The following is a 23,341-nucleotide window of genomic DNA, read 5'->3' as shown; positions in this document are numbered from 1 at the left end:
GATTCAAAACGGAAATGATGCGGCCCGCGCGGCCGCATCCCCGGCCGGCGGGCGGTCAGTGCGTCAGGCGGCCGCGCATCGCCGCCGGATGGCCCGCCAGCCCGAACGACTTGCCGGTGTCGACCAGCGTGTCGCCATCGACCCGCAGGATCGAGATGTCCTGGTCGATGAAATTGCCCACATACAGGTACTTGCCGTCGGCGCTGAACACCGCGCCCTCGGGCAGCCCGCGCACCACCACTTCGTTGCCGCGCGTGACCTTCTTGCCGTCGATCTTGAGCGCCACCACCGAACCGTTGCGGTTGTAGAAGTAGGCGTTCTTCGCCGAATTGCTGCCGCGCAGGATCACCGCCACCGCCATCTTGCCGGTCGGGCTCACGGCCAGGCCCTCGGGGCCGTCGCCGACCACCACCTTGTCGATGACCCGTGGCGGCACGGCCTCGAGGTCGATGACGCTGACCGTGTCGACCTGGCCATCGGAGGCGCCCGCGTTGCCGTTGTCGGCCGTCAGCGCGAGCCTGCCGTCGGGCGTCACGTCGACGTTGTAGGGCCAGAGGCCGGCGGCCAGGTCGACCTTGCCGTAGCTGACCTTCTCGCCGACGACATCGAGCAGCGCGATCTTGTGGTTGGGGAACTTGGCCGCGAGCGCGCGCCGCCCGTCGGGCGTGAAGCGCACGTGCGACACCGATTCGCCCATCGCGACGGTGTCGATCAGCGTGACCTTCTGACCGGCGATGCGCAGCACGCTGACCGAGTTGTCGGCCCGGTTCGCAACCAGCGCCAGGGTGCCGGCGCGGTTGATCGCGAGGCCCGAAGGCTGCTTGCCGACCACGATCGTGTCGATCAGCTTCGGCGGCGAGGCGGCCAGGTCGATCACGAACAGGCGGTTGTCGGGCACCTGCCTGCGCACGCCGTTCTCCTCGACCACGTTGAGCGAATTGGCGACCAGCGCGAGCCGCTCGTCGGCCGTGATCGCGAGGTTGGTCGGCGGCCCGGCGATGGTGTTGTCGAGCGCCAGGGTGCCCAGCGATCGCGGCGCCAGCGGATCGGTACCGATGTCGATCACCTGCACGCTGTCGCGGCCCTGCGGCGCGAGCTGCACCACGCCGGCATCGTTCCACGACTGCTTCTCGTCGTTGGCGACCAGCATCAACTGGCGCTGCGAGGGTGCGGCGGCGGTGCCGGCGCAGCCCGACAGGGCAATCGCCAGGGCGGCGGAAGAGAAAAGAAACAAGAGGCGGGTTCGCATGGGCAGTGTCTCCGTGTTGTGGTTCGTCGGCAGGTCGGCATGGCGCTTCACCAGGTGTACTTGCCACCCAGTCGCAGGGTCGTGGCGCTGTAGCCCTGGCTGCCCCATTGGTAGCCCAGGTTGCCCCAGCCGGTCCAGCCCCGGCCCAGGTCGGCGTTGACGCCCACCTTCGCCTCGTAGCGGTCCTTCGGGTACATGTCCTTGAGCGCGACGCTGTTGAAGGCCAGCGCGTTGTCCACGCTGTCGTGCCACCAGTTGAGCGTCAGGTAGGGTTGGGTGCGCCGGCCCGCGTCGTTCACCCAGGTGCGCTGCGTGCGCATGCCCAGGCGCGAGATCCAGCCGCTGCCGTCGCTGCCGTCGATGCGCGTGCCGTTGACCTCGGCGAAGCCGTCCTCGCTGTACCGGATGTAGATCAGCTGGGCCTGCGGCTCGACCACCCAGTCGCTGTTCTCGCGGATGCGCATCGCATAGCCGGTCTCGCCCGACAAGGTGAGCACGCGCGAGTCGTAGCGCACCTCGGGCAGGGTGTCGCCCTGCACCGTGTTCTTGAACCAGCCGTAGCTGGCCCAGGCATCGGCATACCAGCCGAGCTTGTTGTCGTCGTTCTGGTACCAGGTGCCGTAGGCGCCCAGGTTCCAGCCGTCGGTCTTGCCGCGGGCCTGGGCCGGGTTGCCGGCCGCGGTGGCGTCGCTCCTGGCTTCGCCGTAGCCCAGCATGCCCCCCAGGTGCAGGCGGCCCGTGTCGCCCCCGACCGACCAGCGCGCGATGTCGCCGCCGCCCTGGACCAGCGAGCTGTCGGTGTCGACATCGAAGGTGCCGTCGCGGGAGGTCGAATCGACCTTGCGGCCGACCACCCGCAGCCAGGCCGAGCGGCGCTTGTCGTCGGGCTCGTCGAAGCGCTGGGTCTCGATCCACTGCGGCTCGCCCAGCCGGTCGTGCAGGCTGTGCAGGAACAGGCCGCCCGCCTGCCGTTGGTTGCCCAGGTAGGCACCGATCTCGGGGCGGTAGAGCGGCACCACGATCGGCGGCACGATGTCGGGGTTCGGCGGCGGCACGGGCGGCGGCACCGGCGGAACGATCTCGCGCTGCGAGCGCAAGTACCAGGCTTGCGGGTTGCTCGCGTCGAGGCTGCTTCGGAACAACTGGTACTCGTAGGGCCCCGCGACCACGCGGCTGCCGAGGACGAAGGCACCGGCGGCCGTGCTGCCGCCGTTGATCGCGTCGACCACCTGGATGCCGTTGCTCAGCGTCACGGCGCCGACGCCGCCGGCGTTGGTGATGCGCAGTCCGGTCAGGCCGGTGGCGGTGCCGCCGTTGATGACCAGGCGGTCCGACGGCGAGCCATCGCCGCCAAGGACGGTGTTGAGCCCCAGCGTGCCGCCCTGCCCCACGTAGTTCGCCACGCTCAGGGTCTTGAAGGCGCCGGCCGACGGCGGCGTGAAGGCCACCAGACCGGCGTTGCTCAGCGTCTGGGTGAGGACCGAGTTGCCGGTCACGTTCCAGCTGCTCGCCGCATCGACCGCGACGTTGGTGATGCCCAGGGCGGCGCCGCTCCAGCGCGAGCCGGTGGCCAGGCCGATGTCGACCCGGCTTTGCGCGTCGGCCCTGGCGTCGCCGGTCAACACGCTGGCGCCGGATGCGTCCAGCCGCAGGAAGGTCGCTTGCGTCCCGAAGCTGTTGGCGAAGGCATCCAGCAGCAGGCCGCTGCCTCCGCTGGCGACCGCGCCGTTCGACAGCTTGAGGTTCAGCGGCCCCTCGACTTCGATCGCGGTGGCCGCGGCGCTGACCAGGGAGCCGCCCGACAGGCTGACGTTGTTGACCAGGGCCGGCGTGTCGTTGTCCGAGTAGAGGCCCACCGTTCCGGCACCCTGGGCCAGCACCGCGGTGTTGGTCAGGGCGATCGAGGACGGGCCGTTGAAAGCTGCCGCCAGCAGCGCGGCACCCCCGCCCGTGGTCGTGACACGCGAATCGCGGGCCGTGATCGCGCCGTTCGAGTCGGCCTGCAGGCCGATCGAGATGCTGCCCGTGGTGCTGATCGTGTTGTCGATCAGGTCGATGGTGCTCGGGGTCGCGCTGGCGGAGCCGGCGAAGGCGCCCACGCCCCGGGCCGGGCTGACCTCGACGGTCGTCCCGGTGCTGGTGATCGCGCCCGCGTTGGCCAGCAGCCCGCCGATCGGCAGGCCGCTGGTCACGCCGAAGATCGAGCGCACCGGTCCGTCGACCGTCACGAGGTAGGCGGTGTTCAGCGTGTAGTAGGTCGGGTTGGTGGTGGCGTCGATCCGCAGCAGGCTGCGGCCCGACAGCGCAATGCGCGATCCCGGGCGCGCCCAGGCGCCGGCCGCGGCGTTGGCACCCTGCACCGTCAGGTCCTCGAGGGCGATCGAGCCGCCGTTGAGCGCCACCAGGCCGCTGCTCGCCGCGAAGCCGTCGGGCGCGGCCGCCAGGTTGACCGCCAGGCCGCGCCCGAGGGTGCCTAGCGGCACGGCCGTGTTGTCGACCGCGATGCCGACGCTGCTGCTGCCGTTGATCTGCAGCGTCGACCCCGGCACCAGCGACACCTGGCCGCCATCGTGCAGGTAGATCCCCATCGCCCCGCGGCCGCTCATCGTCACCGGGATCAGCGCATCGGCGATGACCCGGCTGCCGGCGCCCGAGGCGCCGAGTCCGACCGCATTGCCGAAGAAGCCGCTGGCCCCGCCGCGGCTGATGTTGGTGCCGGCGTGCAGGCGGACCGTGCCGCCGCCCTCGGCGATCGCGCCATGGCCGCTGGACGCGGCGCCGCTGGTCATGGCCACGCCGGTGGCATCGATGCTGCCGCCGATGGCGGCCAGCGCCGCGCCCACGCCGGTGGTGGCGATCGTCCCCCCGTTGGAGAAGTTCACGCTGCTCGCTGCGCCGTTGGCCAGCGCGCCGAGGCCGCCGCCGGTCTGGATGCCGACGCCGCCGGGCACCACGATCGCGCCGCCGTCCGCCCGCAGGGCGGTGCCGGTGGTGGTGGTCAGCGAGATCGGTCCGGGCACCGGCCCCGCCGCCGCGTCGAGGGTCAGCGTGCCGCCGGTGACATTGAGGGCAGGGGTCGGCGTGGTGATGGAGAAGACCGTGCTGCCCACGACCGTGCGCGGGGTCGAGACGTTGACGGTGCCCGTGATCGTCGGCGGGCTGGGCCCGATGTCCTGCGCCAGGACGGTCCCGGAGGCCAGCAGGAAGGCCGCCGGGGTGTATCGACTGCGTGGCCCTTGCATCGGATTCCTCCTCCAGGCTCGCTCCCCTGGGCGGCAATGTAGGCCCCGGCGGGCGGCGCGTACAGTGCCCTTTGGGTCATCGGAAGCTGCCCCAAGGGGCAGGCGAGCCCCCCGAGTTCAGCCCCTGGCCTTGGTCCGTCCGCCGAAGCGCGATTCGAGGAAGTCGAGCAAGGCCCGCAGCGCGGCGCTGTTGTGGCGCCGCTGCAGGTAGGCTGCCGACAGCCACATGTCGCTGCGCACGTAATCCTGCAGCACCGGCACCAGCTCGCCGTGGTCGATGTGCGGCTGCACCAGCATCTCGGGCATGTAGATCACGCCGAAGCCCTGCATCGCGACCTGGATCAGCGGCGCCGCCTCGGTCGCGTCCATGCGACTCTTCATCGCCACGTCGAAGGGTTTGCCGTCGACCTCGAAACGCCACTCCGGGTGGGCCCCCAGCCGGGTCTGGGTCAAGGCATCGTGGCTCGCCAGTTCCCGCGGGTGCACGGGCTTGCCGTGCTTGCGCCAGTAGAGCGGCGAGGCGCACACCACCAGGGCGCGGCGCGCCAGCTTGCGCACGATCAGGTTCTCGTCCTCGACCGGGCCGAAGTGCAGCGCCAGGTCGATGCCCTCCTCCGCCATGTCGGGCGCCCGGTTCAGCAGCTGCAGGCTGATGCTGACGTCGGGGTAGTGACCCATGAACTCGCCGATCAGCTTCGGCAGGTCGCCCTGGCCCGCCCCCAGCGGCGCCGAGATGCGCAGCCGCCCGGTGGGGTGGTTGGCGTGCTCCTGCACCTCGGCCTGGGTCAGCTCGAACATCTCCATCATCGGCTTGCTGCGCTCCAGCAGCAGCGCCCCGGCATCGGTCAGGCTGACGGCGCGCGTGGAGCGGTTGAGCAGCCGCACGCCCAGCCGCGCCTCGAGTTCGGCGATGTACTTGCTCACCGTGGCCTTCGACACATCGAGCTTGGTGGCGGCGCGGGAAAAGCTGCCGTGCGAGGCCACCTCGCGAAAGGTCTTGATCAGGTCGAGGCTGTCCATGGATGGGGTGGATTGTCCCCCGTCGCGCCGGTTCCGTAACCTGCGGCCGCCATCGGCCGGCCGCCCCGCTCGATGCGCACCGCGCAGTACTTGAACTCCGGGATCTTGCCGAAGGGGTCGAGCGCGGCGTTGGTCATCAGGTTGGCCGCCGCTTCGTAGTAGGCGAAGGGCACGAACACCGCCCCGTGCGGCGTGCCGTCGTCGCGCCGCACATGGATCGCCACCTCGCCGCGGCGCGACCGGATGGTGATCACGTCGCCCGGCGCCAGCCCCATCGCGTCGAGGTCGGCCTGGTGCATCGAGGCGGTCGCCATCGGCTCCAGCGCATCGAGCACGCTCGCCCGGCGCGTCATGCTGCCCGTGTGCCAGTGCTCGAGCTGGCGGCCGGTGATGAGCACGAAGGGGTAGTCGGCATCGGGCCGCTCGTCGGCCGGAATGATGTCGGCCGGCACCAGCTTCACGCGGCCGTCGGCGGTCGGGAAGCGGTCGATGAACACGGTCGGCTGGCCCGGATCGTCCGCGCTCAGGCAGGGGTACGTCACGCTCGACTCGCGCTGCAGGCGCTCCCAGGTGATGCCGCTGATGGCGGCATGCATGGCCTGGCGCATTTCGTCGTAGACCGCGGCCACGCCGCTTTCATCGCCTTCGTAGTGCCAGTCCAGGCCCATGCGCTGCGCGATCTGCTGGATGATCCAGAGATCGGGCCTGGCGTCGCCCGGCGGATCGAGCGCCCGCTTGCCGAGCTGCACCATGCGGTCGGTGTTGCTCACCGTGCCGGTCTTCTCTGGCCAGGCGCTGGCGGGCAGCACCACGTCGGCCAGCCAGGCGGTCTCGGTCATGAAGATGTCCTGCACCACCAGATGCTCCAGGCTGGCGAGCGCATGGCGCGCATGGTTCAGGTCGGGGTCGCTCATGGCCGGGTTCTCGCCCATGATGTACATGCCGCGGATCTTGTGCGGATCGTCGTCGGGCGCCAGCGCCTTGTGCATGATCTCGACCACGGTGTAGCCGGGCTTCTGGTCGAGCGGCATGCCCCAGAAATCTTCGAACCAAGCATGCGCTGCGGCGTTGTCGACGCGCTGGTAGTTGGGGAACATCATCGGGATCAGCCCCGCATCGCTCGCCCCCTGCACGTTGTTCTGGCCGCGCAGCGGATGCAGGCCGGAGCCGGGCTTGCCGATCTGGCCGGTGACCGTGACCAGCGCGATCAGGCAGCGCGCGTTGTCGGTGCCGTGCACGTGCTGGCTGATGCCCATGCCCCACAGCACCATCGCGCCCTTGGCGGTGGCGAAGGCGCGGGCGACTTCGCGCAGCGTCTCGGCCGGCACGCCGCAGATCGGCGCCATCGCCTCGGGGCTGTAGCCCTTGACGTTGTCGCGCAGCGCCTCGAAGTTGCTGGCGCGCTCGCGGATGAAGGCCTCGTCGACCAGGCCCTCGTCGATCACCGCGTGGATCAGCGCGTTGAGCATCGCGACATCGGTGTCGGCCTTGAACTGCAGGGTGCGCCAGGCATGCTTGCTGATGTCGGTGCGGCGCGGATCCGCCAGCACGATCTTCGCCCCGCGCTGGGCCGCGTTCTTCATCCAGGTGGCGGCCACCGGATGGTTGGCGGTCGGATTGGAGCCGATGACGAAGATCAGCTCCGCGTGCTCGACGTCGTTCACCTGGTTGCTCACCGCGCCCGAGCCCACGCCTTCGAGCAGCGCCGCGACGCTGGACGCATGGCACAGCCGCGTGCAATGGTCGACGTTGTTGCTGCCGAAACCGGTGCGCACCAGCTTCTGGAACAGGTAGGCCTCCTCGTTGCTGCCCTTGGCGGAGCCGAAACCGGCCAGCGCCTTCGGTCCGTGGGTGTCGCGCAGGTCCTTGAGCGGGCCGGCGGCGAGCGCCAGCGCCTCTTCCCAGCTCGCCTCGCGGAAGACTTCGCGCCAGTCGCCGGGGCGCGGCGCATCGTCGAAGCCCTTGGGCACGCCGGGCTTGCGGATCAGCGGCTTGGTGAGCCGCTGCGGATGGTGAGCGTAGTCGAAGCCGAAGCGGCCCTTGACGCACAGGCGGCTGTGGTTGGCCGGACCGTCGCGGCCGTCGACGCTGACGATTTTTTCGTCCTTGACGTTGTAGGTGATCAGGCAGCCCACGCCGCAGAACGGGCACACCGAATCGACCTGGCGATCGACTGCCTGCGAACCGATGAAGCTCTTGGGCATCAGCGCGCCGGTCGGGCACGCCTGCACGCATTCGCCGCAGGCCACGCAGGTGCTGTCGCCCATCGGGTCGTCGAGGTCGAAGACGATCTTCGAGTGCTCGCCGCGCAGGGCGTAGCCGATCACGTCGTTGACCTGCTCCTCGCGGCAGGCGCGCACGCAGCGGTTGCACTGGATGCAGGCGTCGAGGTTCACCGCCATCGCCGGGTGCGACAGGTCGGGCGCCGGCTGCTCGCGCCGCAGCGCCTTCAATTCAGGACGAACCGCGACATCGAGCTTCGCCGCCCAGTCGCTGAGTTCGCCATGCTGGCGGGTGGCGTCGTCGCCGATCCACTTGTAGCCCGCGTCCGGCATGTCCGACAGCAGCATCTCGACCACCATCTTCTGGCTCTTCAGGGCCCGTTCGCTGGTGGCGTGCACCTCCATGCCGGCGGCGACCGTGCGGCAGCAGCTCGGCGCCAGGGTGCGCTCGCCCTTCAGTTCGACCACGCAGGCGCGGCAGTTGCCGTCGGGGCGCAGGCCGTCCTTGTAGCAAAGGTGCGGAATGTCGACGCCGTGGCGTTGCGCCGCCTTCAGGATGGTCTCGCCCTCGAAGGCTTCCACGGTCCTGCCGTCGAGCCGGAACTCGACCGTCTGCGGCAGCAGTTCGGCCAGCTTGGCAGGCGCGTTCATGCGGTCTCCTGCGGAAAGTATTTCTGGATGCAGCGGATCGGGTTGGGTGCAGCCTGCCCCAATCCGCAGATCGACGCATCGCCCATGACCTGCGCGAGGTCTTCGAGCGTCGTGTTGTCCCACACCGGCGCCGCCATCAGCGCCGCCGCCTTCGCGGTGCCGACCCGGCACGGCGTGCACTGGCCGCAGCTCTCATGCGCGAAGAAGCGCATCACGTTGAGCGCGGCATCGCGCGCGCGGTCGTGCTGGCTCAGCACCATCACCGCCGCCGAGCCGATGAAGCAGCCGTGCGGCTGCAAGGTGTCGAAATCCAGCGGGATGTCGTTCATGGCGGCCGGCAGGATGCCGCCCGATGCGCCGCCCGGCAGGTAGGCGTAGAGCGCGTGGCCGTCCTGCATGCCGCCGCAGTATTCGTCGATCAGCTCCTGCACCGTGATGCCGGCCGGCGCCAGCTTGACACCCGGCGACTTCACGCGCCCGCTGACGCTGAAGCTGCGCAGCCCCTTGCGGCCATGGCGGCCGAAGCCGCCGAACCACTGCGGTCCCTTCTGCACGATGTCGCGCACCCAGTAGAGCGTCTCGAAGTTGTGCTCCAGCGTGGGCCGGCCGAACAGGCCCACCTGCGCGATGTAGGGCGGCCGCATCCGCGGCTCGCCGCGCTTGCCTTCGATGCTTTCGATCATCGCCGACTCTTCGCCGCAGATGTAGGCACCCGCGCCGCGGCGCAGTTCGATGTGCGGCAGCGGGCACGGCGGGTCGGCACGCAGCTTCGCGAGTTCCGCTTGCAGAAGCTCGCGGCAGTCGTGGTATTCGTCGCGCAGGTACAGGTAGCAGGCATCGATGCCCACGATGCGGGCAGCGATCAGCACGCCTTCGAGGAAGCGATGCGGATCGCGTTCGAGGTAGACCCGGTCCTTGAAGGTGCCGGGTTCGCCCTCGTCGATATTCACCGCCATCAGCTTGGGCGCCGGCTGGTCGCGCACGATGCGCCACTTGCGCCCGGTCGGGAATCCCGCGCCGCCCAGGCCGCGCAGGCCCGAGTTCTCCATCGCGAGGATCACCGTCTCGGCCTGCTTGTCGTTGTCGATCAGCGCCGCGGCCAGCTGGTAGCCGCCATGCGCGCGGTAGCTGGCGTAGTCGGTATAGGCAGGATGGACCTCGATCGCATCGGCCAGCGGCGACACGCCTCGCTCGGCCCACGCCGAGGGCTCGAAGCGCGCCACCGGCCGCGCAGGCCCGGGCGGCTGCGCCCGCAGCGCCTCGCCGGAGCGCAGCGCAGCCAGCACCTTGTCGGCCGTCGCCTGCGGCACCGCACGCTGGTGCACGGCCACGGCGGGCGCCTGCTCGCAGCGGCCCAGGCAGGGCGCCGCGATCACGCGCACGTCGCCGCGCCCGGCCTGGCCCAGCAGCGCGGGCAGCCGCGCGATCAGGTCCTGCGCGCCGGCCATCTCGCACGACAGGCTGTCGCACACGCGCACCGTGAGGCCGGGCGCCGCATCGCCGCCGCGGATGATGTCGAAGTGGTGATAGAAGGTCGCGACCTCGAACACCTCCGCCATCGGGATGTTCATGAGCTTCGCGAGGGCGACCAGGTGGTGGTCGTGCAGGCAGCCGTGGGCGTCGTTGACCTTGTGCAGGTATTCGATCAGCAGCTCGCGCGGGTAGCCGTCGCCGGGCCGCGGGCCCAGCAGTTCGCCGACCTGCGCCAGCGCATCCGCTTCGGGCTGCCGCCCCTTCAGCTTGCTCTTCTTGCGGATGCGCTCGCGCAACTGGTCGGGGGTTGCGACGACGACTTCCCTGATGGTCTCTTCGGTGCCTGGGTATTGCATTTGCCTCGGCCTTGGGCGCCCGCCGTTCGGCCGGGCGCCTGTCTCTCACGGTCAGTTGAAGAATTTCGCGGCGGCCACCAGTGTGCGGTAGACGCCCCAGGCCAGCGGAATGCCGACCGCCAGCCAGGCCAGTGCGACCACCAGCGGGCTGACCGCGTCATTGTGGCGCGCCGAGGCCGAACCCATCTCGGCGGCCACGGCCTTTTCATGTGCCAGCCTTTTCTCGTGCGCGAGTTCTTCGTCGCTCATGAAGTGCTTGTCCGCCACGGGCCGCACCAGCAGGTTGCAGACCAGCCCGATCACCAGCATGCCGACCAGGATGTACATGGTCTGGTTGTAGACCTGCTCGCGCGGAATGCCAAGCCCCAGCTGGTATTCGCGCATGTAGTTCACCACCACCGGCCCGAGGATGCCGGCCGTCGCCCAGGCGGTCAGCAGTCGGCCGTGGATGGCGCCCACCATCTGGGTGCCGAACAGGTCGGCGAGGTAGGCCGGCACGGTGGCGAACCCGCCGCCGTACATCGACAGGATGATGCAGAAGGCACCGACGAACAGCAGCTTGCTGCCGGCGCCGGCCGACGACGGGATGCTCCAGTACAAGAGCCCGCCGAGCACGAAGAAGACGGTGTAGGTCAGCTTGCGGCCGAGCTTGTCCGACAGGCTGGCCCAGAAGAAGCGCCCGCCGATGTTGAACAGCGACAACAGCGCCGCGAAGCCCCCCGCCACCGTGGCGATGGCCGCGAGTTCGGTCTTGTCGAGCTCGCCGAACTTCTTGGCGACCCCGATCAGGTTGCCGCCGAACACTTCCTGCAGCATCGGGCTGGCCATGCCGATCACGCCGATGCCCGCGCTCACGTTCATCGTGAGCACCATCCACACCAGCCAGAACTGGGGAATGCCCCAGACCTTCTTCACGTGCACGTGGCGCTGCGTGATCATGGCGTTGCCGGCCTGCGCGGGCGGCGGCGTCCAGCCCGCGGGCTTCCAGCCGGTGGCGGGCACCCGGTAGCCGAGCGCGCCGCCCATCATGAAGAGGAAGTAGACCAGCGCCATCACGACGAAGGTCTGCATCACGCCGACGTCGGTGGGGCTGGCGAAGCGCTTCATCAGGTCGACGGCGAGCGGCGAGCCGATCATCGCGCCGCCGCCGAAGCCCATGATGGCCATGCCGGTCGCCATGCCGCGGCGGTCGGGGAACCACTTGATGAGGGTGCTCACCGGCGAGATGTAGCCCAGGCCCAGCCCGATGCCGCCGATCACGCCCGAGCCGAGGATCATCAGCCAGAACTGGTGCAGATGAATGCCGATGGCCGACAGCATCATGCCGCCGCACCAGCACACGGCCGACACGACGCCAGCCTTGCGCGGGCCCGCGCGTTCGAGCCAGCCGCCCCACAGCGCCGCCGAGCAGCCGAGGAAGACGAAGAACAGCGTGTACATCCAGCCCAGCGTGGCGATGCGCCAGTCGCAGCCGCTGGCGAACAGCTCGGCGAAGAAGCTCATGTCCTTGGCGCAAGCCTGGGCCCCGGTGCCGGCGGTCGACAGCGCCTTCGACAGCGGCAGCCAGAACACCGAGAAGCCATAGGCCATGCCGATGCACAGGTGGATGGCCAGGGCGGCCGGCGGCACCAGCCACCGGTTGAAGCCCGGCCCGGCGATGATCCGTTCCTTGTCGAGAAAGCCGGGCTGCGGCCCGGTTGCGCCGATGCCGTCCCCGTCGAGGACGCCTGCGGATGAAGCTGCCATCTGTTTTTCTCCAGTTGTGGTGTGAACCCGAACGGCCCTCTTTGGGGCCCGTGGAGTGTCGACGCGCTTGTTACAAAACGTCAAGTAGGTATGACACTTGTATCCAAGCTCAGCCGCCCAGGGCACCGCTGTGCATGTCGACCTGGGCCTGCCATTGCGGCGTGCCCAGCAGCGCCAGCGCCGCTGCGAGGGCGCGCGACGGCCGCACGCCTTGCTGGGTCATGAAGCCGATCGGCGTCGTCAGCTCCGGCGCCACCAGCGGCAGCGCCTCGAGTTCGCGCTGGCTGCGCACGGCGGCGACCATAGCGCCCGGCAGCACGCTGCAGACCTCGCCGGCGACGACGCCGAGCACCAGCGTGAGCACCGAGTTGGTCTCGATCGCCGGCGTCACCGTCGCGCCCGCGGCCCGGAAGGCCTGGTCGACGATGGCACGGTTGTGCATGTCCGGCGTCAGCAGGCACAGCGGCTGCAGCGCCGCTTCGGCCCAGCCGATCGGCTGGCCGATCCGCAGCGCATCGGCCGCGGGGCGCGCGGCGCGGCGCAGCAGGAAGTAGTGCTCGATGCTTTGCGGCCACGCCTCCAGCTTGACGTCGCGCAGGTGCATGCGGTCGATGTAGCCCAGCGCCAGGTCCAGCGACAGACTTTCGAGGCCGGTCTCCAGCTCCTGCGAGCTCATCGTCAGCACCGCGGGCACGATGCCGGGGTGGCGCTGCTGCAGCAGCGCCGCGAAGCGCGAGAGCATCGGAATGGCCGTGGGCACGGCGGCCATGCGCAGGTGGCCGCAGGGCCGGCCCTCCTCGCTGCGCAGTTCCTGCTGCAGCACTTCGCTTTCGCGCAGCATGCGCTGGGCGGTCGCCAGAACCAGTTCGCCTTCGTGCGTCAGGCCCACGTAGCTGCGCCCGCGGCGCACGATGACCACGCCGTATTCGGCCTCCAGCGCCCGCAGCGCATTCGACAGCGCCGGCTGCGTGATGTGGCAGGCCTGCGCCGCCCGGCCGAAATGGCGATGCTCGTCGAGCGCGACGAGGTAGCGCATCGACGCCAGCAGGTTCATGCGTGCCGGCGCGGCCTCAGGTGTTCTTGCTGACGGTGATGGTCGGGAACTTGGCCGAGAAGTCCTTCGCCTTTTCGGCGATGCCCACGGCCACCCGCCGGGCGATGGCTTTGTAGATGCCAGCCACCGCACCGTCGGGGTCGGCCACCACCGTCGGCTTGCCGCTGTCGGCCTGCAGGCGGATGTCGATGTCGAGCGGCAGCGCGCCGAGGTAGTCCATCTGGTACTGCTCGGCCATCTTGCGGCCGCCGTCGGTGCCGAAGATGTGCTCGACGTGGCCGCAGTTCGAGCAGACGTGCACCGCCATGTTCTCGACGATGCCGAGGATCGGCACGCCGACCTTCTCGAACATCTTGATCCCCTTGCGGGCGTCGAGCAGCGCGATGTCCTGCGGGGTGGTGACGATCACGGCGCCGGTCATCGGCACCCGCTGCGACAAGGTGAGCTGGATGTCGCCGGTGCCGGGCGGCATGTCGACGATCAGGTAGTCGAGGTCTTTCCAGTTGGTCTGGCGCAGCAGCTGCTCGAGCGCCTGCGTGGCCATCGGCCCGCGCCAGATCATGGCTTCGTCGGCGTCGACCAGGAAGCCGATCGACATGACCTGCACGCCATGGTTGGACATCGGCTCCATGGTCTTGCCGTCCTCGCTCTCGGGACGGCCCTGGATGCCCAGCATCATGGGCTGGCTGGGGCCGTAGATGTCGGCATCGAGCAGGCCCACGCTGGCGCCCTCGGCGGCCAGCGCCAGCGCCAGGTTGGCGGCTGTGGTGCTCTTGCCGACGCCGCCCTTGCCCGAGGCCACGGCGATGATGTTCTTCACGTTGGGCATCAGCTGGACGCCGCGCTGCACCGCGTGGCTGACGACCTTGGTGGCGATGTTCACCGAGACGTTGTCCACGCCGGCCACGGTCCTGGCGGCCGCTACCAGCGCCTTGCGCAGCTCCGGCGCCTGGCTCCTGGCCGGATAGCCCAGCTCGATGTCGAACGAAACCTCCCCGTCGTGGATCTGCAGGTTCTTCAGCGCCTTGGTGCCGATGAAATCCTTGCCGGTGTTGGGGTCGAGGACGGCCTTGAGGGCCTCCGCGAGCGCCTCTTGCGTAACTGCCATTGATCACTCCTGAATGGCGCGTAGTCTAGGGCAGGTAGGCTCGGGCGATGATCCCTGCCCCCGATGTCCCTTCCGCCGCCGCCACCGGCCTGGTGCTGACCGGCGGCGGCGCCCGCGCCGCCTACCAGGTCGGCGTGCTGCAGGCGCTGGCCAGGCTGCGGCGCGCGGCCGGGGCGTCCTCCCAGGCCCCGCCATTTCCGATCATCACGGGCACCTCGGCCGGCGCGATCAATGCGGCCGCGCTGGCGTGCGGCGCCGACGACTTCGAGGCCACGGTGCGCCGGATCGCCCGCGTCTGGGCCGGGCTCGGGCCCGAGCGGATCTACCGCTCGGACGCCTTGCGCGTGCTGCGCAGCGATGCGCCCTGGGCGCGCCTGCTCTCGGCCGGCTGGCTGATCGCGCGCTGGCGCCGCAGCGGCTTGCGCTCCCTGCTCGACAACAGCCCCCTGCGCCGACTGCTGGAAGACCTGGTGCCGCTGGACCGGCTCGGCGAACTGATGGCCCAGGGCCACCTGGACGCGCTGGCCGTCACCGCCTCCAGCTATGGCTCGGGCGAGCACGTGACCTTCTACCAGGCCAGCGAGAAGCAGCAGCCCTGGGTCCGCTCCCGGCGGCTGGCGGCGCCGGTGCGCATCGTCCACGAGCACCTGCTGGCCTCGTCGGCGATTCCCTTCGTCTTCCCCGCGACCGCGCTGGAGATCGGCGGCCATGTCGAATACTTCGGCGACGGGTCGATGCGCCAGTCGGCCCCCCTGGCCGCCGCCATCCACCTGGGCGCGCGCCGCATCCTGGCGATCGGGGCCGGCCGCATGCAGGAGCCGGCCGACGTGCTGGCGCCCAATGCGCTGAGCGGCTACCCGTCGCTGGCGCAGATCGCCGGCCATGCACTGTCGAGCATCTTCCTCGACGCCCTGACCGCCGACGTGGAGCGCCTGCGCCGCATCAACGCGACCCTGGCCCTGATCCCGGCCGAAGCCCGCGCGGCCACTCCACTGGTGCCGGTCGAACTGCTGCTGATCGCGCCGTCGCAGCGCATCGACGCGATCGCCGCGCGCCACGTCCATGCCCTGCCGCCTGCGGTGCGCAGCCTGCTGGGGGAGCCGGCGGTGTCCCCGGCGGCGGCCGAGCTCAAGGGTTCGGCGCTGGCGAGCTACCTGCTGTTCGATGCCGCCTTCACGCGGGAGCTGATGGCGCTGGGCCGGGCCGATACGCTGGCCCAGCGCGATGCGGTGTGCGCGTTCTTCGGCTGGGGCGTCAGGGCGGCGAGCCCAGGCGCTTGACCATCCGCACCGCATCCTCCACGTCCTCGTAGTAGCCCGGGCTCGATCCGCATTCCGTGAAGCCGTGCCGGCCGTAGAAGGACTGGGCCGCACCGTTGCCGGCCCTCGCCTCGAGCCGGATCGCCCGGATGCCGGCGACGCCGGCGGTCGCTTCGAGCCAGGCCAGCAGGGCGCTGCCCAGGCCCGAGCGGCGCTGCGACGCCCGCACCGCGAGCAGCGAGATGTGGGCCTCCTCGTCGCCGTATTGCATGATGGCGAAGCCGAGCAGCACGCCGTCGCGCCGCGCCACCACCACGTTGGTCGCCTCGTCGCGGCTGGCGCGCAACACGCGCCGCTCGGTCCAGCGCCACGACAGGCCGTGCTCGATGGCGTCCCGGGAAAGCTCGGCGATCTCCCGGGCATCGGCCGCCTGGGCAAGGGTGATTTCGTAGGCGGTGATCACGGCTTCACTCCGGTTGCGGCAACGACTATAGCCCCGCGACCTAAAATGCACCCCCTATGTCCCAGCGCAAACTCTTCGTCACCACCGCCCTGCCCTACGCCAACGGCAAGTTCCACGTCGGCCACATCATGGAATACATCCAGGCCGACATCTGGGTGCGCTTCCAGCGCATGCAGGGGCACATGGTGCATTTCGTGGGGGCCGACGACGCGCACGGCGCGCCGATCATGATCGCCGCCGAGAAGGCCGGCGTGACGCCGCAGGCCTTCGTCGGCGAGATCGCCGCCGGGCGCCGCGAATACCTCGACGGTTTCCACATCCGCTTCGACAACTGGCACTCGACCGACAGCGCCGAGAACACCGAGCTCGCCCAGGGCATCTACCGCAAGCTCAAGGCCGGCGGCATGATCGCCACCCGCACCATCGAGCAGTTCTACGACCCGGTCAAGGGCATGTTCCTGCCCGACCGCTACATCAAGGGCGAATGCCCGGTGTGCCACGCCAAGGACCAGTACGGCGACGCTTGCGAGGTCTGCAGCAGCGTCTACGCGCCTACCGAGCTGATCAGCCCCTATTCGACCCTGACCGGCGCGACGCCCGAGCTGCGCAGTTCCGAGCACTTCTTCTTCAAGCTGTCCGACCCGAAGGTGGTCGACTTCCTCAAGACCTGGACCCAGGACGGCAAGCTGCAGCCCGAGATGGCGCGCAAGGCCAGCGAGTGGTTCGAGGCCGGCATGGCCGACTGGGACATCTCGCGCGAGGCGCCTTACTTCGGCATCGAGATCCCCGACGCGCCGGGCAAGTACTTCTACGTCTGGCTCGACGCGCCGGTCGGCTACCTCGCGAGCCTGAAGAACCACTTCGACAAGGGACAGGCCGCCAACCACTGGCACGCGCCGTCGCGCACGGCGCAGGGCTTCGACGACTTCGTCGCCGACCCGGCGGTGGAGCAGGTGCACTTCATCGGCAAGGACATCGTCTACTTCCACACCCTGTTCTGGCCCGCCATGCTGCAGTTCAGCGGCCGCAAGACGCCCAGCCAGGTCAACGTGCACGGCTTCATCACGGTCTCGGGCGAGAAGATGAGCAAGAGCCGCGGCACCGGCATCGACCCGCTCAAGTACCTGGCCATCGGCATGAACCCCGAATGGATGCGCTACTACATCGCGGCCAAGCTCAATGCCAAGGTGGAAGACGTCGACTTCAACCCCGACGATTTCATCGCCCGCGTCAACGCCGACCTGATCGGCAAGTACATCAACATCGCGAGCCGCGCGGCGGGCTTCATCGCCAAGCGCTTCGGCGGCCAGCTGGGCACGCCGTCGGCCGACGGTGCCGCGCTGCTGGCGTCGCTGCAATCGGCTTCGGCGCCGATGCAGGCGCTCTACGACAGCCGCGACTTCGCCCGGGCGCTGCGCGAGATCATGTTGCTGGCCGACAAGGTCAACGAATACGTCGACCAGAACAAGCCCTGGGAACTCGCCAAGAAAGAGGGCATGGAGGCCCGCCTGCAGGACGTCTGCACCACCTGCATCGAGGCCTTCCGCCTGCTGACGATCTACCTCAAGCCGGTGCTGCCCGCGCTGGCCGCGCAGGTCGAGGCCTTCCTGGGCTGCGCCCCGCTGCTGTCGGCCGACGCCGGCCGGCTGCTGGGCGCCGGCCACGCGATCAACGACTACAAGCACCTGATGCAGCGGGTCGACGCGAAGCAACTCGACCAGCTCTTCGAAGCGCCCGAGCCAGCCGCCGCGCCCGCGGACGCGACCGAGCTGCCCGGCGGCGAAGGCATCGCGCCGACCATCACCATCGACGAGTTCGCCAAGATCGACCTGCGCATCGCGAAGATCGTCGCCTGCCAGAAGGTCGAGGGCTCGACCAAGCTGCTCCACCTGACGCTGGACGCCGGCGAGGGCCGCACGCGCAACGTGTTCTCGGGCATCGCCTCGGTCTACCAGCCCGAGCAGCTGGTCGGCAAGCTCACGGTGCTGGTCGCCAACCTGGCGCCGCGCAAGATGAAGTTCGGCGTTTCCGAGGGCATGGTGCTGGCCGCCAGCCACGCCGACGAGAAGGCGAATCCGGGCATCCACGTGCTGGAGCCCTGGCCGGGCGCGACCCCGGGCATGCGGGTGCGCTGAGGGCCGACCATGCCGCATCGCCTGGTCCTGCTCCTCGCCCTGGCCGCCTGCACGGCACTCTCCGGCTGCGCGGTGGTCAGCGTGGCCAGCACCGCCGTCAGCGTCGGTGCCGGCGCCGTGGGGCTGGCGGCCGATGCCGCCATCGGCACCGTGCGCATCACGGGCAAGGCGGTCGGCGCCGCCGCCGATGCGGTGCTGCCCGGCAGCTCCGACTGAGTCTCCCGCGCGGCGTCCACAATGGCGCCATGACCTCGCCCCTGAAGCTCGCCGCCTTCCGTCCTCGACTGATCGACGCGCTGGCGGGCTACGACAGGAGCCGCTTCCTGAAGGACGTCGGGGCCGGCGCCACGGTGGGCATCGTCGCCCTGCCGCTGGCGATGGCCTTCGCGATCGCCAGCGGCCTGAAGCCCGAGGCCGGCATCTGGACCGCGATCATCGCCGGCTTCCTGATCGCATCGCTCGGCGGCTCGGCGGTGCAGATCGGCGGCCCGGCGGGCGCCTTCATCGTGATCGTCTACGGCATCGTCGAGCGCTACGGCGTGGCCAACCTGCTGATTTCCACGGCCTGCGCCGGCCTGCTGCTGTTCCTGATGGGGCTGCTGCGGCTCGGCACGCTGGTGCGCTACGTGCCGGTGTCGATCGTGATCGGCTTCACCAACGGCATCGCTGCACTGATCCTGATCTCGCAGATCAAGGACTGGCTCGGCTTGTCGATCGAAAAGATGCCGGCCGACATGTTCTCGCAGCTGCACACGCTGGCCACGCACCTCGACACCTTCAACCCGTATGCGTTCGGCCTCGGGCTGGCCTGCCTGGTGGGCCTGTTCGCCTGGCCGCACCTGCTGCGCGAGAAGACCCGCGTCGGCCAGACGGTGCGCATCGTGCTCGGCCGCTTCGCCAACACGGCCGCGGCGCAGGCCGGCTCCCGCGTGCCGGGCCCGATCGTGGCCCTGGTCACGCTGACGCTGGTGTCCTGGGGTTTCGACCTGCAGGTCGAGACCATCGGCACCCGATTCGGCGGGATCCCCCAGGGCCTGCCGGCTTTCGCGCTGCCCGACTTCTCCTGGGAGACGGTCAAGCAGCTGGTCACGCCGACCCTCACCATCGCCGCGCTGGGCGCCATCGAGTCGCTGCTCTGCGCACGCGTCGCCGACCAGGTCAGCGGCCTGCCGCGCCACGATCCCAACCAGGAGCTGATGGCGCAGGGCATCGCCAACGCGGTGGCGCCGTTCTTCGGCGGCATGCCGGCCACGGGCACCATCGCGCGCACCGTGACCAACGTGCGCGCCGGCGCCACCTCGCCGATCGCGGGCATCGTGCATGCGATCACCTTGATGGCCGTGGTGCTGGTCGCCGCGCCGCTCGCGCAGCACGTGCCGCTGGCGGTGCTTGCCGGCATCCTCGTCTCCGTGGGCTGGAACATGGGCGAATGGCGCGAGTTCTCGCCGGCCATGCTGAGGCGCTTCAGCCGCCACTACCGGCTGCTGATGCTGGGCACCTTCTTCCTCACCGTGGTGTTCGATCTCACGGTGGCGGTGCAGGCGGGAATCGTGCTGGCCTGCGCGCTGTTCGTGCGGCGCATGAGCCAGCTGTTTTCGGTCGAGCTGGTCGCGCTGGAACCGCCGGTGCTGACCTACCGGCTGCAGGGCGCGCTGTTCTTCGGCGCCGCCGCCAAGCTCGATCCGGTGGTGGCGGCCGTCGAGCGCGCGCCGCGCGGCATGACCGTGGTGCTCGACGCCATGCAGTTGTTCTCGATCGACGCCACCGGCATGGACGCGCTGCGCCAGCTGCACAAGGCGGTGCGCGAGCGCGGCGGGGTGCTGCGGGTGGAATCGCTGCAGGCCCAGCCGCGCGAGGCCTTCGAGCGTTCGGGGTTTGCGGCGGAGATGGCGGCCGCGGCCCCCGGATGAGCGATCAGGGCGCCTCGGTGCTGCGATCGGGCGAAGAGCCCGCGCTCGTCACGCGCTGGTCGTCATCGAGCGTCGCGGTGAACACCATCGGCGAGTTGGGCGGCTGCATCCAGCGCCATTCCCAGGCGGTCTCCTTCTTCAGCGGGTAGGGGATGCGCTGCGCCGGCTTTCCAAGCAGCCGGCGCAGGTCCTCCATCGCCATCCCCGGCTTCACCCGGGCGAAGTTCTCCGGCGTGAGCACCTGGCGCAAGGCCTTCATGCGGCCGTCGGGGCCGATCGTGATCATGTAGTTCTTCTGGCCTTGCGGCTGGCGGTTGTATTCGAACACTCGTCCGTCGGGCGCATCCCAGATGTTCTCCGGCTGGCCGAAGCGCGCGCGCACGTCGGCCTCGGTCGCCACGCCCTCCTCCAGCTCGGCGATGCGCTGCGGGTCGCAACCCGCGAGCGCCAGCAGCGCGGCCAGCCAGCCCACCGCGATCCGCGTGCGCAACCGTGCCGCCCGTCAGTTCTGCGCGAAGCAGAACAGCAGGCCGTTGCCGCCGGTCTTCTTCAGCGCGTCCAGGCTGCAGCCCTGCGTCGCGTGCGAGGAGTTCCAGGACTTGGCGGGCGCGCTCTCGTCCAGCCCGGTACGATCGTGGTGGCCGACGATCGCCGAGCCGTCACCGCCCTTGGTCCAGTTGCCGCAGGTGGTGTCCTTGGCATCGCTGGAGGCGCGGCCGTCGGGCGTCGAGCCGGTCAGGATGTCGTGCATGTTGACCGGATCGCCGCGGCCGCTCACGCCGTCGCCCTTTTCGGTGAGCGCGGTCTGCTTGGTGAGCTTGTTGGCGCCGTGCAGTTCGTCGACGTTGGCCGCGATCAGCTCGCCCTTGACGTTGTACCAGGGGCCGGTGCCGATGCGGTCGCGCGCGTTGACCGCCGGCGCACCTGCAGCCGCACTGGTGCTCAGGTAGGCGCGCCAGGTGCGCCCGCCGGCGCCCACGGCGGTCGCCAGGCTCTGGCAGACGCGGTCGGCGCCGGCCAGGCCGCCGAAGTCGGCGCCCTTGCCCGGATTCGAGCTGGTGACGAAGAAGCTCGCTTTGCTCTGCGGTGTGGCGGGCTTGGTGCTGCTGCACCCGATCATCAGCAAGGCGACCCCTGCGGCTGCGGCTGCGGCAAGGACCATCGAATTGCGGCGCGTCATCGGCATTCTCCTGGGTTGGAATCGGAGCCGCCACGCTAGCGCATGCGTCGGAACGCTTCAAGGCGGATTCCACCCGGTAAAATCCGCGCCAAAGGTCCCATTGCCATGTCCATCTTCGCCCGTCCCCACTACCAGTCCGAAATCACCAACTTCATCGAGCAGATGAAGGAGCAGAAGCCGACGCTGGAGGCCGAGCAGCGCGCCGGCCGCGCCCTGCTGTGGGACAAGCACCTCGACCGCAGCCTGCTCGAGGAGTACAGCGAGGCCAAGGTGCCCCAGCAGCCCTACGTCTACCAGACTCGCGTCAAGTAAGGTGATCATCCGGGCCGTTCCGGGTTCCGGCGGCCGCCGCCAGGGCGATGGCGGCGCGCCGGCCGACGACATCCGCTCGGCGCCGGAAGAGGTCATTGCGGACGACGGCAGCATCGTGCTGGCCGCCATGCCCGAGGTCATCGACCAGGTCGCCCTCGCCCGCCTCTACGGCGAACCCCTGTTCGCCTTGCCGAACGACCTCTACATCCCGCCGGAGGCGCTGCAGGTCTTCCTCGAGGCCTTCGAAGGCCCGCTCGACCTGCTGCTCTACCTGATCCGCAAGCAGAATTTCAACATCCTCGACATCCCGATGGCGGGGCTGACGCGCCAGTACCTGAGCTACGTCGACGAGATCCGCCAGACCAACCTCGAACTCGCCGCCGAATACCTGCTGATGGCGGCGATGCTGATCGAGATCAAGTCGCGCATGCTGCTGCCGCCCAAGAAGTCGGCCGAGGGCGAGGAAGCCGAAGACCCGCGCGCCGAACTCGTGCGACGCCTGCTCGAGTACGAGCAGACCAAGCTGCAGGCGGCCTCGCTGAGCGCCATGCCGCAGGCCGGGCGCGACTTCTGGAAGGCCCAGGTCTACATCGAGCAGTCGCTCAAGCCGCGCTTCCCGGACATGAACGTGGTCGACCTGCGCGACGCCTGGGCCGACATCCTCAAGCGCGCCAAGCTGGTCCAGCACCACAAGATTTCGCGCGAGGAGCTCAGCGTGCGCGAGCACATGAGCATCGTGCTGCGGCACCTGCAGGGGCGGCAGTTCGTCGAGTTCGAGAAGCTGTTCGACGTCACGCGCGGGACGCCGGTGCTGATCGTGACCTTCATCGCGATGCTCGAACTCGCCAAGGAAACCCTGATCGACATCACGCAGGCCGAAGCCTTCGCGCCGATCTACGTGCGGCTGGCGTACTCGCCGGCCTGAGCGCTCGCGGCCGCGCCGCAGCCAGGCTCAGGCCGATTCGACGCCCGGGTCGCGGCCCATCAGGCCGGCCACCGCTTCCGCCGGGGCCATGCGGCCATCCAGCACGGCCACCACGCTGTCGGAGATCGGCATCTCGACCCCCAGATGGCGCGCCCGCAAGACCACGGTGCGCGCGCAATAGACCCCCTCGGCCACGTGGCCCAGCGAATCGACCGCCTGCGACAGCGTGCGGCCCTGCGCCATCAGCAGCCCGACCTTGCGGTTGCGCGACAGGTCGCCGGTGGCCGTCAGGACCAGGTCGCCCAGCCCCGACAGGCCCATGAAGGTGTCGCTGCGGGCACCGATGGCGAGGCCGAAACGCGTCATCTCGGCCAATCCGCGGGTGATCAGGGCGGCCCGGGCATTGAGGCCGAGTTGCAGCCCGTCGGCCAGGCCGGTGGCGATCGCCAGCACGTTCTTGACCGCGCCGCCGACCTCGACGCCCACGATGTCGTCGTTGGCGTAGACGCGCAGCGCGGGGCCGTGAAAGGCCTCGACCAGCGCCTCGCGCACCGCCGCCAGGGGACTGGCGGCGACCAGCGCCGTGGGCCGGCCCTGCGCCACTTCCTGGGCGAAACTCGGTCCGCTCAGCACGCCGGCCTTCAGCGCCGGTGCCACGCGGGCCTGGATCTCGTGGGCCAGCAGCCCCAGGTCGGTGGATCCCGGTTGTGACGGCTCGACGCCCTTCGACAGCCATGCCACGGGACAGGCCAGCTCGCGCAGGGTGCCGAGCTGTTCGCGCAGCGCCGCCATCGGCGTCGCGACGATCACCAGTTCGGCCCCTTCGAACGCCACCGCGGCAGGTCCGGCGACGACGTTCAGGGCCGCAGGGAAAGGAAAGCCCGGCAGGTAGCGGGCGTTGGCGCGCGCCACCGCCATGGCCTGGGCTTGGGCGCCATCGCGGGCCCAGAGCGTGACCGCATGGCGGCCGGCGGCATTGATGGCCAGCGCCGTGCCCCAGGCACCGGCGCCGAGCACGCAGATCTTCATCGGCGCG

The 23,341-nt window shown here is 69.8% G+C and carries 18 protein-coding genes; 6 read left to right on the top strand and 12 right to left on the bottom strand.

The window, feature by feature from the left end:
* Positions 1-55: 55 nt before the first annotated feature.
* The 8 genes from QTI33_RS06365 to apbC all read right to left on the bottom strand — a co-directional run bounded on the left by QTI33_RS06365 (position 56) and on the right by apbC (position 14,121).
* Positions 56-1,249: a YncE family protein gene (locus tag QTI33_RS06365; RefSeq protein ID WP_286504936.1), complete on the bottom strand. Its 1,194-nt coding sequence runs from the start codon at positions 1,247-1,249 to the stop codon at positions 56-58.
* A gap of 47 nt (positions 1,250-1,296) precedes the next feature.
* Complete coding sequence (locus QTI33_RS06360; protein WP_286504935.1) at positions 1,297-4,491, bottom strand: autotransporter family protein; 3,195 nt, start codon at positions 4,489-4,491, stop codon at positions 1,297-1,299.
* Between the two features lie 117 nt (positions 4,492-4,608).
* On the bottom strand, positions 4,609-5,511 hold the full coding sequence (locus tag QTI33_RS06355; RefSeq protein ID WP_286504934.1) for a LysR family transcriptional regulator: 903 nt from the start codon (positions 5,509-5,511) through the stop codon (positions 4,609-4,611).
* Complete coding sequence (fdhF, locus tag QTI33_RS06350; protein WP_286504933.1) at positions 5,493-8,384, bottom strand: formate dehydrogenase subunit alpha; 2,892 nt, start codon at positions 8,382-8,384, stop codon at positions 5,493-5,495. Before fdhF ends, QTI33_RS06355 begins: the two co-directional genes overlap by 19 nt.
* On the bottom strand, positions 8,381-10,213 hold the full coding sequence (locus QTI33_RS06345; RefSeq protein WP_286504932.1) for an NAD(P)H-dependent oxidoreductase subunit E: 1,833 nt from the start codon (positions 10,211-10,213) through the stop codon (positions 8,381-8,383). Before QTI33_RS06345 ends, fdhF begins: the two co-directional genes overlap by 4 nt.
* Positions 10,214-10,264: 51 nt before the next feature.
* Positions 10,265-11,959 carry an OFA family MFS transporter gene (locus tag QTI33_RS06340; protein WP_286504931.1) on the bottom strand — a complete coding sequence of 565 codons (1,695 nt, stop codon included), beginning with the start codon at positions 11,957-11,959 and terminating at the stop codon, positions 10,265-10,267.
* Positions 11,960-12,068: 109 nt separating this feature from the next.
* Entirely contained in the window at positions 12,069-13,013 is a 945-nt protein-coding gene (locus tag QTI33_RS06335; protein WP_286504930.1) for a LysR family transcriptional regulator, read from the bottom strand.
* Positions 13,014-13,029: 16 nt separating this feature from the next.
* Positions 13,030-14,121: an iron-sulfur cluster carrier protein ApbC gene (gene apbC, locus QTI33_RS06330; RefSeq protein WP_286504929.1), complete on the bottom strand. Its 1,092-nt coding sequence runs from the start codon at positions 14,119-14,121 to the stop codon at positions 13,030-13,032.
* A gap of 47 nt (positions 14,122-14,168) precedes the next feature.
* On the opposite strand from apbC, the gene QTI33_RS06325 reads away from it, so the two are divergent.
* A complete protein-coding gene (locus QTI33_RS06325; RefSeq protein ID WP_286504928.1) occupies positions 14,169-15,401 on the top strand; it encodes a patatin-like phospholipase family protein in 1,233 nt (410 codons plus the stop codon).
* Here the strand turns inward: QTI33_RS06325 and QTI33_RS06320 are convergent.
* Positions 15,376-15,843 carry a GNAT family N-acetyltransferase gene (locus tag QTI33_RS06320; RefSeq protein ID WP_286504927.1) on the bottom strand — a complete coding sequence of 156 codons (468 nt, stop codon included), beginning with the start codon at positions 15,841-15,843 and terminating at the stop codon, positions 15,376-15,378. The genes QTI33_RS06325 and QTI33_RS06320 overlap by 26 nt on opposite strands.
* 56 nt (positions 15,844-15,899) lie before the next feature.
* Here QTI33_RS06320 and metG point away from each other — a divergent pair, with 56 nt between their 5' ends.
* Genes metG through QTI33_RS06305 form a run of 3 tightly spaced genes read left to right on the top strand, consistent with a single transcriptional unit; the run spans position 15,900 to position 19,888 of the window.
* Positions 15,900-17,978, top strand: coding sequence for a methionine--tRNA ligase (gene metG / locus QTI33_RS06315; protein WP_286504926.1), 2,079 nt, complete (start codon positions 15,900-15,902; stop codon positions 17,976-17,978).
* Between the two features lie 9 nt (positions 17,979-17,987).
* Entirely contained in the window at positions 17,988-18,194 is a 207-nt protein-coding gene (locus QTI33_RS06310) for a hypothetical protein (protein WP_286504925.1), read from the top strand.
* 29 nt (positions 18,195-18,223) lie between these two features.
* A complete protein-coding gene (locus QTI33_RS06305) occupies positions 18,224-19,888 on the top strand; it encodes a SulP family inorganic anion transporter (RefSeq protein ID WP_286504924.1) in 1,665 nt (554 codons plus the stop codon).
* Between the two features lie 4 nt (positions 19,889-19,892).
* On the opposite strand, the gene QTI33_RS06300 is transcribed toward QTI33_RS06305, so the two are convergent.
* Both QTI33_RS06300 and QTI33_RS06295 read right to left on the bottom strand, forming a co-directional pair.
* A complete protein-coding gene (locus QTI33_RS06300; RefSeq protein ID WP_444814813.1) occupies positions 19,893-20,378 on the bottom strand; it encodes an outer membrane protein assembly factor BamE in 486 nt (161 codons plus the stop codon).
* Positions 20,379-20,390: 12 nt separating this feature from the next.
* Positions 20,391-21,068 carry a hypothetical protein gene (locus QTI33_RS06295; protein ID WP_286504923.1) on the bottom strand — a complete coding sequence of 226 codons (678 nt, stop codon included), beginning with the start codon at positions 21,066-21,068 and terminating at the stop codon, positions 20,391-20,393.
* A gap of 105 nt (positions 21,069-21,173) precedes the next feature.
* On the opposite strand from QTI33_RS06295, the gene QTI33_RS06290 reads away from it, so the two are divergent.
* Together QTI33_RS06290 and QTI33_RS06285 are read left to right on the top strand one after the other, a co-directional pair.
* Positions 21,174-21,380, top strand: coding sequence for a DUF3460 family protein (locus QTI33_RS06290; RefSeq protein ID WP_286504922.1), 207 nt, complete (start codon positions 21,174-21,176; stop codon positions 21,378-21,380).
* Between the two features lie 127 nt (positions 21,381-21,507).
* Positions 21,508-22,305, top strand: coding sequence for a segregation and condensation protein A (locus QTI33_RS06285; RefSeq protein ID WP_286505140.1), 798 nt, complete (start codon positions 21,508-21,510; stop codon positions 22,303-22,305).
* A 27-nt stretch (positions 22,306-22,332) separates the two neighbouring features.
* Here QTI33_RS06285 and QTI33_RS06280 read toward each other — a convergent pair whose 3' ends face one another.
* Positions 22,333-23,334: an NAD(P)H-dependent glycerol-3-phosphate dehydrogenase gene (locus QTI33_RS06280; protein ID WP_286504921.1), complete on the bottom strand. Its 1,002-nt coding sequence runs from the start codon at positions 23,332-23,334 to the stop codon at positions 22,333-22,335.
* Positions 23,335-23,341: the final 7 nt, after the last annotated feature.

This window comes from Variovorax davisae, from assembly GCF_030316845.1.
Lineage (GTDB): Bacteria > Pseudomonadota > Gammaproteobacteria > Burkholderiales > Burkholderiaceae_C > Variovorax > Variovorax davisae.
This window is presented reverse-complemented; position numbering and strand designations above follow the sequence as displayed.